The 15,318-nt window shown below is 63.6% G+C and carries 14 protein-coding genes; 3 read left to right on the plus strand and 11 right to left on the minus strand.

What is annotated here, in order from left to right; all coding sequences use genetic code 11:
• Positions 1 to 23: 23 nt before the first annotated feature.
• On the minus strand, positions 24 to 2,066 hold the full coding sequence (metG, locus tag PMM47T1_RS03745) for a methionine--tRNA ligase (RefSeq protein WP_008365921.1): 2,043 nt from the start codon (positions 2,064 to 2,066) through the stop codon (positions 24 to 26).
• Between the two features lie 225 nt (positions 2,067 to 2,291).
• Between metG and apbC the strand changes: the two genes are divergently transcribed.
• Entirely contained in the window at positions 2,292 to 3,386 is a 1,095-nt protein-coding gene (gene apbC, locus PMM47T1_RS03750) for an iron-sulfur cluster carrier protein ApbC (RefSeq protein WP_008365923.1), read from the plus strand.
• A 188-nt stretch (positions 3,387 to 3,574) separates the two neighbouring features.
• Here the strand turns inward: apbC and PMM47T1_RS03755 are convergent, their stop codons facing one another.
• Positions 3,575 to 3,784 carry a cold-shock protein gene (locus PMM47T1_RS03755; protein ID WP_008365925.1) on the minus strand — a complete coding sequence of 70 codons (210 nt, stop codon included), beginning with the start codon at positions 3,782 to 3,784 and terminating at the stop codon, positions 3,575 to 3,577.
• Positions 3,785 to 4,146: 362 nt separating this feature from the next.
• On the opposite strand from PMM47T1_RS03755, the gene dcd reads away from it, so the two are divergent.
• Complete coding sequence (gene dcd / locus PMM47T1_RS03760; RefSeq protein ID WP_003184751.1) at positions 4,147 to 4,713, plus strand: dCTP deaminase; 567 nt, start codon at positions 4,147 to 4,149, stop codon at positions 4,711 to 4,713.
• 100 nt (positions 4,714 to 4,813) lie between these two features.
• Positions 4,814 to 5,026, plus strand: a complete 213-nt coding sequence (locus PMM47T1_RS28840; protein ID WP_008365930.1) for a hypothetical protein — start codon at positions 4,814 to 4,816, stop codon at positions 5,024 to 5,026.
• Here the strand turns inward: PMM47T1_RS28840 and pdeM are convergent.
• From pdeM to PMM47T1_RS03805, 9 genes are all read right to left on the minus strand, one after another.
• A complete protein-coding gene (gene pdeM / locus PMM47T1_RS03765; protein ID WP_008365932.1) occupies positions 4,957 to 5,682 on the minus strand; it encodes a ligase-associated DNA damage response endonuclease PdeM in 726 nt (241 codons plus the stop codon). The genes PMM47T1_RS28840 and pdeM overlap by 70 nt on opposite strands.
• Positions 5,679 to 8,117, minus strand: coding sequence for a ligase-associated DNA damage response DEXH box helicase (locus tag PMM47T1_RS03770; protein ID WP_008365933.1), 2,439 nt, complete (start codon positions 8,115 to 8,117; stop codon positions 5,679 to 5,681). Before PMM47T1_RS03770 ends, pdeM begins: the two co-directional genes overlap by 4 nt.
• A gap of 81 nt (positions 8,118 to 8,198) precedes the next feature.
• Complete coding sequence (locus PMM47T1_RS03775) at positions 8,199 to 8,963, minus strand: ABC transporter ATP-binding protein (RefSeq protein WP_008365935.1); 765 nt, start codon at positions 8,961 to 8,963, stop codon at positions 8,199 to 8,201.
• 11 nt (positions 8,964 to 8,974) lie between these two features.
• Entirely contained in the window at positions 8,975 to 10,093 is a 1,119-nt protein-coding gene (locus PMM47T1_RS03780) for a succinylglutamate desuccinylase/aspartoacylase family protein (RefSeq protein ID WP_008365937.1), read from the minus strand.
• A gap of 9 nt (positions 10,094 to 10,102) precedes the next feature.
• Positions 10,103 to 10,813 (minus strand): ABC transporter permease, encoded by a 711-nt coding sequence (locus PMM47T1_RS03785; RefSeq protein WP_008365939.1) that lies wholly within the window; start codon positions 10,811 to 10,813, stop codon positions 10,103 to 10,105.
• On the minus strand, positions 10,810 to 11,538 hold the full coding sequence (locus PMM47T1_RS03790; RefSeq protein WP_008365941.1) for an ABC transporter permease: 729 nt from the start codon (positions 11,536 to 11,538) through the stop codon (positions 10,810 to 10,812). Before PMM47T1_RS03790 ends, PMM47T1_RS03785 begins: the two co-directional genes overlap by 4 nt.
• 67 nt (positions 11,539 to 11,605) lie before the next feature.
• Positions 11,606 to 12,385, minus strand: coding sequence for a transporter substrate-binding domain-containing protein (locus PMM47T1_RS03795; RefSeq protein WP_008365943.1), 780 nt, complete (start codon positions 12,383 to 12,385; stop codon positions 11,606 to 11,608).
• A gap of 198 nt (positions 12,386 to 12,583) precedes the next feature.
• Entirely contained in the window at positions 12,584 to 14,224 is a 1,641-nt protein-coding gene (locus PMM47T1_RS03800; RefSeq protein ID WP_008365945.1) for an ATP-dependent DNA ligase, read from the minus strand.
• Positions 14,221 to 15,225, minus strand: a complete 1,005-nt coding sequence (locus tag PMM47T1_RS03805; RefSeq protein ID WP_008365947.1) for a ligase-associated DNA damage response exonuclease — start codon at positions 15,223 to 15,225, stop codon at positions 14,221 to 14,223. Before PMM47T1_RS03805 ends, PMM47T1_RS03800 begins: the two co-directional genes overlap by 4 nt.
• Between the last annotated feature and the right edge of the window lie 93 nt (positions 15,226 to 15,318).

A 15,318-nucleotide genomic window follows, 5' to 3' on the forward strand; every position in this document is an offset into this window, starting at 1 on the left:
CAAGCCAGTTCCCGCAAAGGGTATTACTTGATGCGTTGGCCCGGCTTGGCGCCGCTGTCAGGGCTCAACAGGTAGATCTCTTCGCCACCGGGGCCGGCAGCCATGACCATGCCTTCGGACATACCGAAGCGCATTTTGCGTGGCTTGAGGTTGGCGATCATCATGGTCAGGCGACCTTCCAGTTCCGCCGGGTTCGGGTACGCGCTCTTGATGCCCGAGAACACGTTGCGTTGCTCGTCACCGATGTCCAGGGTCAGGCGCAGCAGCTTGTCGGCGCCTTCCACGTGCTCGGCCTTGACGATCAGGGCCACGCGCAGGTCAACGGCGGCAAAGGTGTCGAACTCGATTTGCGCCGCCAGCGGCTCCTTCACCAGCTCGCCGTTGCCGGCCGGGGCATTGCTGGCCTGGGCGGCTTCCAGGTCTTCCTTGGAGGCGTCGACCATGGCCTGCACTCTCACCGGGTCGATACGGCTCATCAGCGCCTGGAACGGGTTGAGCTGGTGGTTGGCCAGCAGGGTGGCGTGGTCGGCCCAGGTCAGTGGTGCGACGTTCAGGAACGCCTCGGCATCGGCAGCCAGTTGCGGCAGCACGGGCTTGAGGAAGATCACCAGCTGGCGGAACAGGTTCACGCCCAGTGCGCACACGGCCTGTACTTCGTCCTGCTTGCCTTCCTGCTTGGCCAGGGCCCAGGGGGCCTTGTCGGCGATGAAGGCGTTGGCGCGGTCGGCCAGTGCCATGATTTCACGCATGGCGCGGGCGAAGTCGCGGTTCTCGTAGGCTTCGCCGATGCTTGGCGCGGCCGCCAGGAACGCGTCGGTCAGCTCTGGCGCGGCGTTTTCGGCCACCAGCACGCCGGCGTTGCCCTTGTGGATGAAACCTGCGCAGCGGCTGGCGATGTTGACCACCTTGCCCACCAGGTCGGAGTTGACCTTCTGCACGAAGTCATCGAGGTTCAGGTCCATGTCGTCCACGCCACGGCCCAGCTTGGAAGCGTAGTAGTAGCGCAGGTACTCGGGCGACAGATGGTCCAGATAGGTGCGGGCCTTGACGAAGGTGCCGCGCGACTTGGACATTTTCTGGCCGTTGACGGTCAGGTAGCCGTGCACGTTGACGGCGGTCGGCTTGCGGTAGCCAGCGCCTTCGAGCATGGCGGGCCAGAACAGGGCGTGGAAGTTGATGATGTCCTTGCCGATGAAATGGTACAGCTCGGCAGTGGAGTCCTTGGCCCAGTAGGCGTCGAAGTCCAGGTCCGGACGGCGCGCGCACAGGTTCTTGAAACTGGCCATGTAGCCGATCGGCGCGTCCAGCCACACATAGAAATACTTGCCTGGCTCGCCCGGGATCTCGAAGCCGAAATAGGGTGCGTCGCGGGAGATGTCCCACTCCTGCAGGCCGCTGTCCAGCCACTCGGCCAGCTTGTTGGCCACGGCGTCCTGCAGGGTGCCGCTGCGGGTCCACTGCTGCAGCATGGCCTGGAAGTCGGGCAGCTTGAAGAAGAAGTGCTGTGAGTCACGCAGTACCGGCGTGGCACCGGAAATCGCCGACTTGGGGTTCTTCAGCTCGGTGGGGGCGTAGGTGGCGCCGCACTTTTCGCAGTTGTCGCCGTACTGGTCTTCGGCTGCGCACTTGGGGCAGGTGCCCTTGATGAAGCGGTCGGCCAGGAACATCTGCTTGTCTGGGTCGAAGTACTGGGTTACCGAGCGCTGGGAAATGTGCCCGGCGTCGCGCAGCTTCAGATAGATCTGCGACGACAGCTCGCGGTTCTCGTCCGAGTGCGTGGAGTGGAAGTTGTCGAACTCCACCAGGAAGTCGGCGAAGTCGGTGCTGTGCTCGACCTGCACGTTGGCGATCAGTTGCTCGGGGGTGATGCCTTCCTTTTCCGCGCGCAGCATGATGGCCGAACCGTGGGCGTCGTCGGCGCAGACGTAGGTGCACTGGTTGCCACGGTGCTTCTGGAAACGCACCCACATGTCGGTCTGGATGTACTCGACCATGTGGCCAAGGTGGATCGAACCATTGGCGTAGGGCAGGGCGCTGGTGACGAGAATCTTGCGGGGCTCGGACATGGGGCTCGGCTACTTAGAAGTCAAACGAAGATCGGCCACTATAAAGGCCTGGCGGATTTTTTTCACCCCGCCTCTTCGCCTTGCAGTGTGGGAGCTGGCTTGCCAGCGAGATTTTGGGAACCCTTGGAGCTCGCGGGCAAGCCAGCTCCCACAATTACAGATTTCGTCTGGTGGACGCGCTAGGATAGCCACCTGTCTTGCTCAGTCTTTATAACGGGAGAACCCATGGGTGCCGTCAATCGCGCCGCCGTCGAAGCCGTGCTTCGCCAGTACACCGACCCTTACCTGAATCAGGACCCGGTCAGCGCCGGGTGCGTGCGGGCCATCGATATCGATGGCGAGCAGGTTAGCGTGGTCCTGGAACTGGGGTACGCCGCCGGCCTGTTCAAGAATGGCTTTGCGCAGATGCTGCAACTGGCCATCGAGGGCCTGGAAGGCGTGACGCGCGCCACGGTGCGCATCGACTGCGTCATCGCCGCCCACAAGGCCCAGGCCCAGGTGCCGGGCATGGCCAACGTCAAGAACATCATTGCCGTGGCGTCGGGCAAGGGCGGTGTGGGCAAGTCCACCACCGCGGCCAACCTGGCCCTGGCCCTGGCACGCGAAGGCGCCCGCGTGGGCATGCTCGACGCCGACATCTACGGCCCCAGCCAGGGCGTGATGTTCGGCATTCCCGAAGGCACGCGGCCGCAGGTGAAGGATCAGAAGTGGTTCGTGCCGCTCAAGGCTCATGGCGTGGAAGTGATGTCCATGGCGTTCCTGACCGACGACAACACGCCCATGGTATGGCGTGGGCCGATGGTGTCCGGAGCGTTGATGCAACTGATAACCCAGACCGCCTGGGATGACCTGGACTACCTGGTCATCGACATGCCGCCGGGCACCGGCGACATCCAGCTGACCCTGGCGCAGAAAGTGCCGGTGGCCGGTTCTGTGATTGTCACCACGCCCCAGGACCTGGCGCTGCTGGACGCCAAGAAGGGCGTGGAAATGTTCCGCAAGGTGAACATCCCGGTGCTGGGCGTGGTGGAGAACATGGCCGTGCACATCTGCTCCAACTGCGGTCACGCCGAGCACCTGTTCGGCGAGGGCGGCGGTGAGAAGCTGGCCAGCCAGTACGGCGTTGAGTTGCTGGCGTCGCTGCCGTTGTCGATGCTGATCCGCGAGCAGGCCGACAGCGGCAAGCCCACGGCTATCGCCGAGCCGGAAAGCCAGATCGCCATGGTGTATCAAGACCTGGCCCGCCACGTGGGCGCGCGCATCGTGTTGCAGGAAGCGGCAGCGCCGGCGATGCCGAGTATTACCATTAGCGAAGATTGAACCAGTAGCCTCTCGCTTTAGGTGGGAGCGGGCTCTGCCCGCGAAAAGAATGCCGCGGTGTATCTGATAATCGGCGGTGTGCTTTTCGCGGGCAGGGCCCGCTCCACGAAATAGGCGTATTTCTGGTTGCAGCAGGCATAAAAAAACCCCGCTCGAGAGCGGGGTTCTTTTTAACTGTTCAGTACAAGTTAGATAACTTGAACTTCTTCAGCTTGCATGCCTTTCTGGCCGCGGGTAGCGACGAAAGAAACTTGCTGGCCTTCTTTCAGGCTTTTGAAACCGTCAGCCTGGATGGCTTTGAAGTGTACGAACAGGTCGTCACCGGATTGTGGAGTGATGAAGCCGAAGCCTTTTTCATCGTTGAACCACTTAACGGTACCGGTTTGGCGATTGGACATGGTAAATCTCCTTGGACAAAGTTAACTGCGGCTCAAGAAATGCCTTGGCCGAGACTGAGTGCAAAGAGCAGGAAAATTCATGAAGATGTAAAACATCGGGTAGAGATTCTCAGTGACACAAGCAACACAGTGACGCCACCTTAACCCTTTTTCCGAGGCCTGCCAATGCCCTGACACACGAATATCCCAAATCATGACTGACGGTGTGGGCAAGTGACGGAAAGTCGCAGTTTTCGGGGGCTGTGGGGCACCGAATGACCAGGCGGTCCGGGTAAATGTCGGCGGCGCTTTGAGCCATGGCCTGCGGTCCGGTAAGATGCGGGCATTATTTTCACCACCTCGCTATTCAGGACACCCCCGCCATGAGCATCAAATCGGACAAGTGGATTCGCCGCATGGCGCAAGAGCACGGCATGATCGAACCTTTCGTCGAGCGCCAGATGCGTGGCGAAGGCGCCGACCGCCTGATCTCCTTCGGGGTGTCCAGCTACGGCTACGACGTGCGCTGCGCCGATGAATTCAAGGTGTTCACCAACATCAACTCGGCTACCGTGGACCCGAAAAACTTCGACGAGAAGAGCTTCGTCGACGTCAAGAGCGACGTATGCATCATTCCGCCGAACTCCTTCGCCTTGGCCCGCACGGTTGAATACTTCCGCATTCCGCGCAACGTGCTGACCATCTGTCTGGGCAAGAGCACCTACGCGCGTTGCGGCATCATCGTCAACGTCACCCCGCTGGAACCGGAGTGGGAAGGCCACGTGACCTTGGAGTTCTCCAACACCACCACGCTGCCGGCCAAGATCTACGCCAACGAAGGCGTGGCGCAGATGCTGTTCCTGGAATCGGACGAAGAGTGCGAAGTGTCCTATAAGGACCGTGGCGGCAAGTACCAGGGCCAGCGTGGCGTGACCCTGCCGCGTACATAATCCGACCGGCGCAAGGAATTAGTCGGGCAAAAGGCACTCTATCGAGGTGAACTGTTCTGTTTCGCGTTACGTGAAACGGGCCATTGCCCAGGGAGTGCCCATGAAAATCGACCCGACCATCAGCGCCGAACTGGCCAGGCTTGAACCCAACCAGATTGGCGTGCTCGCCTGGACCTTGCTGGCCAACCCCATGGCCCAGCAGGCCGGGGGCGTTCCGGGCCAACCGGACCCCGACACCCCGAACTATCCACAACCGTCGGAGCCCGGGGAACCGACCATCCCCGATGAACCGCCACCTGCCCCCGTCGCCTGATTGCCCACTGGCCACACCTGGCCGTCGCCGATCACGAAAATGGCGTCGTCACGGCCAGGGTATACCCCATGACCGCCCGTGAAGGCGCCAAACGCCGGCAGCAGGCTGACAGCCCCACCCAACTTGAAACACGGCAGGCGCAAGCGCTGGCGGCCCTTGCCATGTAACCGATACACCGGATGCACATGGCCGGCCAGCACCGGCAGGTGGGGGTGCGCGTCGGGTTCGTGCTGCAGGGCGAAGGGCCCCAGCAGCAACGGTTCGGTTACCATTTGGAAGGCCAATGCGGCAGGTGGGTCGCCGGCGCGACGGTCATGGTTGCCTCGAATCAGGGTCACGGCCAGCTGTGAATGGCGCTCGCGCCATTGCTGCAAGGCCCCCAGGGTGCTGGCGCCCTGGGACCCCGGCGCATGCAGGAAGTCTCCGAGGAAAATCAGCTGCTGGCAGTCGTGGCTGCAGAGCAGGCGGTCCAGTACCGCCAGGTTGCTGGCCGTGGTGCCGTGCGGCACCGGTTGGCCCAGGCGTCGGTAGGCGGCGGCCTTGCCGAAGTGTGCATCGGCAATTAACAGGGCGCGCTGTTCAGGCCAATAGATGGCTTTCTCGGGCAGCAGCCACAAAGTGGCGCCATGAAAGCTGACCGCGTGGTGCCCACTCATGGTCCCGCCGCCGTTTCCAGGTCGCTGACCATGCGCGCGATGCGGTCGGCGAGTTTTTCGCTGCTCAGGCTTTCGCGGAAGCGCTCCACCATCAGTGGGAAGGCCAAGGGCGTTGCGCGTTTGAGGGCGTGCAGGTCCAGGCGTTGGCGCTGCATGCGCAACAGCGTCTGCTCCAGGCGCTGCACATCCAGCTCCTGGCGCAGCACTTCTTCCTGGGCCTGGGTCAGCAGCAAGTTGCCGGCGTCGTACTGCTTGAACACTTCGAAAAACAACCCGCTGGAAGCCTGCACCTGGCGTGTGCTTTTCTGCGCGCCGGGGTAGCCGCCAAACACCAACCCCGAGATGCGCGCGATTTCACGAAAGCGTCGCAGGGCCAGTTCACCGGCGTTAAGGCTGGCCAGCACGTCCGCCAGCAGTTGCTCAGGGCTCAGCAAGGCGCCGTTCAGCCACTGGGGCCAGTCCACGGCCGTGGCGCTCAACAGTTCGAAGCCGTAGTCGTTGACGGCAATGGAGAAGGTTAGCGGCTGGCGCTGGCTCATGCGTGACGCCAGCAGGCTGGCCAGGCCCAGATGCACCTGGCGACCGGCGAAGGGGTAGAGGAACAGGTGCCAGCCTTCGCGCGACTTCAGGGTTTCGGCCAGCAGCGTCTGCGGCGTGGGCAGCGCCGACCAGTGCTGCTGCACTTGCAGTAACGGGCGCACGGCACGCATGGGGGCGCTTTGGTACTCGCCGCGTGCAGCCAGCCCCAACTGCTGCACCAGGGCCGCGGCGAGTTCGCTGGACAACGGCATGCGCCCGCCATTCCAGCGTGGCACGGCGGCTTTTTTCGCCGTGCTGCGCTTGACGTAGGCGGTCATGTTTTCCACCCGTACCAGTTCCAGCTGGCGCCCGGCAAAGAGAAAGCCGTCGCCGGGCCGCAGGCGGGCGATAAAGCCTTCCTCGACGCTGCCCAGCGAACGGCCGCCACCGCCCTTGCTCCAGAATTTGAGCTGCAGGCTGGCGTCGCTGACGATGGTACCGATGCTCATGCGATGGCGGCGGGCCAGGCGCGCGTCCGGCACGCGCCATATGCCCAGGTCATCGGGTTCCACGCGGCGGTAGTCGGGGTAGGCAGTCAGGGAATGACCGCCATGGCGCACGAAGGCCAGTGCCCACTGCCATTCATCATCGCTCAGTTCACGGTAGGCCCAGGCGCTGCGTACCTCGTGCAACAGGGCGTCAGGCGTGAAGCCGCCGCCCAGGGCCATGCTTACCAGGTGCTGCACCAGCACATCCAGGGGCTTGTGGGGTGATTCGCGCGGTTCGATCTGCCGTTGGGCCACGGCGTGTTCGGCGGCGGCGGCCTCCACCAGTTCCAGGCTGTGGGTGGGTACCAGGGTGACCCGCGAAGACCGCCCCGGTGCATGCCCCGAGCGGCCGGCGCGTTGCATCAGCCGCGCCACGCCTTTGGCCGAGCCGATCTGCAACACACGCTCCACGGGCAGAAAATCCACGCCAAGGTCCAGGCTGGAGGTACAGATTACCGCCTTCAGCTGGCCGTTCTTGAGGGCTTGCTCCACCCAGTCGCGGGTCTCCCGGGCGAGTGAGCTGTGGTGCAGGGCAATGATGCCGGCCCAGTCGGGGCGGGCATCGAGAATGGATTGGAACCATATTTCCGCCTGGGAGCGGGTATTGGTGAACACCAGGCAACTGCTGCTGGCGTCGATTTCGCCCACCACCTGGCCGAGCATGCGCAGGCCCATGTGCCCGCCCCAGGGAAAGCGGTCAATGGCGGCGGGCAGCAAGGTGTCCACCTCGATACGCTTGGCCTCGGCGCCATGCACGGTGACGCCCTGGTCCAAACCCAGCAGTACGTCCTGGGCGTGACGTTGATTGCCCAGCGTTGCCGAAATGCCCCAAGTGATCAACGCCGGCTGCCATTGGCGCAGGCGGGCCAGCGCCAGTTGCAATTGCACGCCGCGCTTGTTGCCGATCAGTTCGTGCCATTCGTCCACCACCACCATGGCCAGGCTGGCGAACTCGGCCTGGGCATTGGCGCGCGCCAACAGCAGCGTCAGGCTTTCCGGGGTGGTGATCAGCGTGGTGGGCAGCCGCCGGCCTTGGCGGGCGCGTTCGGCGCTGCCGGTGTCGCCGGTGCGCAGGCCCACGGTCCATGGCAGTTGCAGCTCGTCCAGCGGTGCCAACAGGGCGCGATGGGTGTCGGCGGCCAGGGCGCGCATGGGGGTGATCCACAGCACCGTCAGCGCTGCTGTGCGGCTACCGGGTGTGGCAAACCGGTTGAGGGCAGCGAACCACAGGGCGTAGGTCTTGCCGGCGCCGGTGCTGGCGTGCAGCAAACCTGATTGCCCTGCCTTCACAGCGGCCCACACCTGCTTCTGGAACGCGAACGGCTTCCAGTGGCGGGCGGCGAACCAGTGTTTGGCGTGATCGGGCATGGGCGCTGTCCGTGGGGGTTAAACCAGTGACAGCGAACCCAGCGGATTAGTTTACCCGGGACCGGTCCGCTCCTGCGGCAGTTACTTGAGGTTACCGCTGAGGAACTGGCGCAGGCGTTCGCTCTTGGGGTTGCCCAGCACATCGGCCGGCGCGCCTTCTTCTTCCACCAGGCCCTTGTGCAGGAACATCACCTGGCTCGACACCTGGCGAGCAAAGCTCATTTCGTGGGTGACCATGATCATGGTACGGCCTTCCTCGGCCAGGCCCTGGATCACTTTCAATACTTCGCCCACCAGTTCGGGGTCCAGCGCCGAAGTGGGCTCGTCGAACAGCATCACCTCAGGTTCCATGGCCAACGCACGGGCAATGGCCACGCGCTGCTGCTGGCCGCCGGACAGGAACGCCGGGTACTGGTCGGCCACGCGGGCCGGCAGGCCCACCTTGTCCAGGTAGCGGCGCGCACGCTCTTCGGCATCGTGCTTGCTCACGCCCAGCACCCGGCGCGGGGCCATGGTGATGTTCTCAAGCACGGTCATGTGGCTCCATAGGTTGAAATGCTGGAACACCATGGCCAGGCGCGTGCGGATGCGCTGCAGTTCGTCCGGGTCGGCCACGCGCATTCCGTGGCTGTCCTGCACCATGCGGATCTGCTTGCCGTCCAGGCTCATGGCGCCGTCGTTGGGAGTTTCCAGAAAGTTGATGCAGCGCAGGAATGTGCTTTTGCCCGAGCCGCTGGCGCCGATCAGGCTGATGACGTCGCCGGTCTTGGCCTTGAGCGAAACGCCCTTGAGCACTTCGTTGTCGCCGTAGCTTTTATGCAGGCCATCGATGGTCAGTTTGTACATGCAATCAGGTCTCAAGGCGAAAGAAGGTAGCCGCTGCGAAAGGCCTCGCGGCCGGCGACGTGAGCCACCACCATGCCGGCGGTGGCCATGCGCCGCAGAGAACGGGCGTACAGCAGGCCAGGCTGGGTGCAGCGCACGGCCGTGATGCGGTCGGTGATGGGGTCGATGACGTCGGCAATCAGTTGGCCTGCACTCATCATTTCCCCCGGCAGCACGTGAAACACCAGCAGGCCGCCGGCCGTACTCACCACGGGCTCCACGGCGGCCAGCGGGGTGGCCGGGTAAAGCAGTTCGGGCAGTGGCGCGGCCGTGCCGGCAATGGCGCCGAAGTCGGTGAGGTAATCGAGAATCGCCTGGGCGTCGCCGCTGGCGGTGTGATGGTCGACATCGCCCTGGCCACGCAGCTCCAGGGTCACCGAGAAGCTGCCTTGGGGAATCTCGAAGCGGTGGTTGAAGCGTTGTTGCAGCTCCCACCACAGCAGGGTGAAGCATTCGTCGAACGACTGGCCCCCCGAGTCGGTGGCCAACAGGCTGGCCTGGGCACCCAGGTAGCGCGACAGCGGTTCAACCTTCGGCCAGGCCTCGGGCGTGGTGTACAGGTGGGCCACGGCTTCGAAGTCGCAGTGCAGGTCCAGCACCATGTCGGCGTCGCAGGCCAGGCGCTGAAGGGTCAGGCGCTGGGATTGCAGTTGGGTGGCCGGCACTTGCGCCTCCAGGGCGCGGCGCAGGCTGGCGCGGATAAGGCGGGCGTTGTGCTGTGGGTCGTCGCCCAACTGGGCTTCGACGTCGGTGCCCACTTCGTCACTGAGGTCGATGAACAGGCGGTTGAAGTTCTGCCCGCTCTCCAGCTCGTAGCGGCCCAGCGGCACGTCCATCAGTACCTGCTCCAGGCCAATGGGGTTGGCCACCGGCACCAGCACGATTTCACTGTTCAGGCGCCCGGCCTGTTCCAGCTCGCCCAGGCGCTGCTTGAGGTGCCAGGCCACCAGCATGCCGGGCAACTCGTCGGCGTGCAGCGAGGCCTGGATGTAGATCTTGCCCGCGCCGTCGGTGGGGCCGAAGTGGAAGCTGTGGATCTGCCGCCCGGTGCCGGGCACCGGGCTGATCAGGTCGTGGGTGCGATGATGCATGGTTGCGTCCTAGTGCGCGGGGCCAAGAAAGGCCAGCCAACGGCGTTCCGCCAGGCGGAACAGGCCCACCAGCGTGAAGGTGATGGTCAGGTAGATCAGCGCGGCGATGCCAAACGACTGGAAGGTCATGAAGGTGGCCGAGTTGGCGTCGCGGGCCACCTTGAGGATGTCCGGTACGGTGGCGGTGAAGGCCACGGTGGTGGAGTGCAGCATCAGGATCACTTCATTGCTGTAGAAGGGCAGCGAGCGGCGCAGCGCCGACGGCATGATCACGTAAGTGTAGAGCTTCCAACCGGTCAGCCCGTAGGCCTTGGCGGCTTCCACTTCGCCGTGGTTCATGCTGCGGATGGCGCCGGCGAAGATCTCGGTGGTGTAGGCGCAGGTGTTCAGGGCAAAGGCCAGGATGGTGCAGTTCATGGCGTCGCGGAAGAACGCGTTCAGCTCTGGCTGGTTGCGCACCGCCTCGATGCTGTAGATGCCTGTGTAGCAGATCAGCAACTGGATATACAGCGGCGTGCCGCGGAACAGGTAGGTGTAGAACTGCACCGGCCAGCGCACCCAGAAGTGTGTGGACACGCGGGCGATGGACAGCGGGATGGACACCACGAAGCCGATGGCAATGGAGGCGCTGAGCAGCCACAGGGTCATGGCCAGGCCGGTGATGTGCTGGCCGTCGGAGTACAGGAACGGGCGCCAGTATTGTTGCAAGAGTTCAATCATCGCACGGCCTCCCGGCTGCCTGCGCTGTAACGCCGTTCGGCCCAGCGCAACACCAGGTTGGAGGCGCTGGTGATCAGCAGGTAGATGATGGCGGCCAGCACCAGGAAGTAGAACAGCTGGTAGGTGCTTTTGCCGGCGTCCTGCGCGGCCTTGACCAGGTCGGCCAGGCCGATGATCGATACCAGCGCGGTGGCCTTGAGCATCACCATCCAGTTATTGCCAATGCCCGGCAGGGCAAAGCGCATCATTTGCGGGAACACCACGTAGCGAAAGCGCTGGCTGCGCTTGAGGCCGTAGGCGGTGGCCGCTTCCACCTGACCGCGCGGGACGGCCAGGATGGCGCCGCGGAAGGTTTCGGTGAAATAGGCGCCATAGATGAACCCGAGGGTGATCACACCGGAGGTGAATGGATCGATCTCGATGTAGTCCCAGTCCATGGCATCTGTGAGATTGGTCAGCCAGGTTTGCAGGCTGTAGAAGATCAGCAGCATCAGCACCAGGTCGGGTACGCCGCGGATCAGGGTGGTGTAGAGCTGGGCGGGCACGCGCAGCATCTTGAGGCTGGAGAGTTTGCAGCTGGCGCCCAGCAGGCCCAGGCAAACGCTCACCAGCAGTGACAGCACTGCCAGCTTGATGGTCATCCAGGTGCCTTCCAGCAGGATCGGGCCAAAGCCCTTCAAGCTGAATGCCGAAAGCCCCAGGCTTTGTAATAGGTCGTCGAACATGGATCAGGCCTGTGCAGGTAGAAAAAACGCCTTCCTCCGCGCGGGAGGAAGGCGTCGTTACCAAATGTTACTTACCGCTGTACAGGTTCAGATCACCGAAGTGTTTCTTCTGAATGGTGTCGTAGGTGCCATCCTTGTGTAACGCTTCGATACCTTTGTCCAGCAGAGCCTTGAGCTCTTTGTTACCCTTTTTGATACCCACGGCGGTCTTGGCCGGCAGCAGGGGATCGTCAACCGGTTTGCTGACTTCGTAGTCTGCGCCCTGCGGCGATTTCAAAAAGCCCAGCTCGGCCTGCAGCATGTCCTGGATGGAGGCATCCAGGCGGCCGGAGGTCAGGTCGGCATACACCTGGTCCTGGTTGGCATAGGCCTTGGTGGTCACGCCGGCCTTGTCCAGGACGGCCTTGGCGTAGGCTTCCTGGATGGTGCCTTGCTCATAGCCCACGGTCTTGCCTTTGAGCGATTCGGGGGTGCTGTAGCCTGCACCTTTTTTGAACACCAGTGCGGTAGGGCCGGAAAACAGTTCGGCGGAGAAGTCGATGACTTTGGCACGCGCGTCGGTCACGGTCATGGACGAAATGACGCCGTCGAACTTGCCGGCGTTGAGGCCGGGGATCATGCCGTCGAAGTCGTTCTCAACCCATTTGCACTCGACTTTGAGTTCTTTGCAGATGGCGTTGCCCAGGTCGATGTCAAAGCCCACCAGGCTGCCATCGGCGGCCTTGGATTCAAAAGGTGCGTAGGAAGGGTCCACGCCAAAGCGCAGTACCTTGTAATCCTTGGCCATCGCGGCGCCAGCAGACAAACATAAGGCCAGTGCAGAAAGGGTCAGCAATGCTTTTTTCATTGTGCAGTCCTTAGAACCTGAGAAGAGCGTACGGGTGTACGCGACATTCGTTACCGGCGGATGCCAGACATCATTCTGATAGCAATTTTCGCACCACAGTACCCGAACGAGCGTTTAAATGGGGCGGCCTCAAAGGCTCTGGCACGGCCGCGTGCCCGAAATCGGGCGAGCCTCGAAACGCGCACCAAAAACGCGCAATCAGCGCAGCAGGTCTTGCAGCGTAGCCAGACTATCGGCTTCTTCCACCGGCTTGTCATGCCGCCAACGCAACATGCGCGGAAAACGTACGGCAATGCCGCTTTTATGACGTTTTGACAGGGCAATGCCCTCGAATCCCAGCTCGAACACCAGGGTGGGGCGCACGCTGCGCACCGGCCCGAACTTTTCCACGGTGGTCTTGCGCACGATGGCGTCCACCTGGCGCATTTCCTCGTCGGTGAGGCCTGAGTAGGCCTTGGCGAACGGCACCAGCGTGCGCTCGCTGGCGTCGGCAGGCCCGTCCCACACGGCAAAGGTATAGTCGGTATAGAGGCTGGCGCGTCGACCATGGCCAGCCTGGGCATAGATCAGCACGGCATCGACACTGAACGGGTCGACTTTCCATTTCCACCACACGCCCATGTCCTTGGTGCGGCCCACTCCGTACAGCGCGTCGCGGGCCTTGAGCATCATGCCTTCCACCCCCAGGCGCCTGGAGTCTTCGCGCTGGCGTTGCAGGTCGAGCCAGTCGCTGCCGTGCAATACGGGGGACAGGCGCAACTCCGGATGGGCGACGGCCCTCACCACGTTCTCCAGTTGCTCGCGGCGCTGGTGCTGGTTGCGGTTGCGCCAGTCATGGCCCTGCCACTCCAGCAGGTCATAGGCCAGCACGGCCACGGGTATCTCATCGAGCAATTTGCGGCTCAGCGTTTTGCGGCCAATGCGCTGTTGCAGTAGGGCGAATGGTTGTACGCGATCATCGTTCCACACCACGATCTCACCATCGATCACGGTGCCGTCGGGCAAGGTTGCTTGCAGCACGTGCAGTTCGGGAAAGCGCTCGGACACCAGTTCCTCCCCGCGTGACCAGATCCACAGGCGGCCGTCGCGCTTGACCAGTTGCGCGCGAATGCCGTCCCACTTCCATTCCACCTGCCAGTCACTGACCGGGCCTAGCAAGGTGTCGAACTGATCTGCGGGCTGTTGCAGGGAATGGGCGAGGAAAAACGGGTAGGGCTGGCCACCGCGCTGGGCATGCTCGTCGTCCGATTCGGCGGCGATCAGTTGCTGATAGCTGGCCGCCGTGGGTCGGTGCGCCAGGTCGGTGTAGCCTACCAAGCGTTGGGCCACGCGCTTGCTGTCGATGTCCGCCAACTGCGCCAGGGCGCGGGTCACCAGCAGCTTCGAGACGCCCACGCGGAAACTGCCGGTGATCAGTTTCACGCACACCAGCAGGCTTTGCCGGTCCAGTTGGGCCCACAGCGCTGGCAGGCGTTCGGCCAAGAGCTCGGGTGGCTGGCCGCGCAGGGGTAACAGTGCTTGCTCTACCCACCAGGCCAGGCCCTGGTCGCTGCTGTGCGCCGACTCGGGCAGCAGCAGGGAAAAGGTTTCGGCCAGGTCGCCTACCGCCTGGTAGCTTTCCTCGAACAGCCAGCCGGGCAGGCCACTGGTGCCCACTGCTATCTCGCGCAATACGCGGCTGGGCACCAGTTGCCGGGGGCGGCCGCCGGACAGAAAATACACCGCCCATGCGGCGTCGGCCGCGTCGGCGTGGCTGAAGTAGTCCAGCAGGGCATCGCGCTTGGCGTTGGTGGAGGTGGTTTCGTCCAGGCGCGCGTAAAGCTCGGCAAAGGCTCTCATGCGCTGGCCTGCTCGTCGTCATCCCCGTATTCGGTGGTGAAGCCCTGGGCATCCAGGCCTGCCTCGCGCAGGTAACGCACCAGCACGGCCACCGAGCCGTGGGTGACCATCACGCGTTCGGCGCCGGTCTGTTCGATGGCCCACAACAGGCCCGGCCAGTCGGCGTGGTCGGACAGCACAAAACCACGGTCTACACCGCGCCGCCGGCGGGTGCCGCGCAGGCGCATCCAGCCGCTGGCGAAGGCGTCGCTGTAGTCGCCGAAGCGGCGCATCCAGGTACTGCCGCCGGCCGAAGGGGGCGCCAGAATCAGGGCCTGGCGCAACGCCGGGTCGGTCTTTTTGAAGTCGCCGGCGTAGAGGGTTTCGGGGATGCGCACGCCGCCTTCGCGGTACACCCGGTTCAGCGGTTCGACCGCGCCATGCACCAGGATCGGGCCGATGCTGGCGTCGATGCCGTGCAGGATGCGCTGGGCCTTGCCGAAAGCGTAGGCGAACAGCACGCTGGCCTTGCCGGCCTGGGCGTTGGCGCGCCACCAGGCGTCGATTTCACTGAATATTTCCTGCTGCGGTTGCCAGCGGTAGAGGGGCAGGCCGAAGGTCGACTCGGTAATGAACGTGTGGCAACGCACCGGCTCGAACGGCGCGCAGGTGCCGTCGGCCTCGACCTTGTAGTCGCCGGAAGCGACCCAGACTTCACCCTGATATTCCAGGCGCACCTGGGCCGAACCCAGCACGTGGCCGGCGGGGTGGAAGCTGAGGGTGACGCCGTGGTGCACCAGCCGTTCACCGTAGTCCAGGGTTTGCAGGTTGATGTCGGCGCCCAGCCTTGCGCGCAGTATGCCGGCCCCGGGGCTGGCGGCCAGGTAATGCTGGTTACCGGTGCGTGCGTGGTCGCCATGGCCGTGGGTAATCACCGAGCGTTCCACGGGCCGCCAGGGGTCGATGTAGAAATCCCCGGGCGGGCAATACAAGCCTTCGGGGCGAGCGATGACGAGGTCCATGGGTGGCGGCTTCTGGCTGGGGGCTTAAACTTCAGAGGCGTGCTGCGTGCAGGAAGTTCGTTCCGCCTGTGGCGGGTGCGAGGGTGTGGTAGC

This window comes from Pseudomonas sp. M47T1, from assembly GCF_000263855.1.
Taxonomy (GTDB): Bacteria; Pseudomonadota; Gammaproteobacteria; order Pseudomonadales; family Pseudomonadaceae; genus Aquipseudomonas.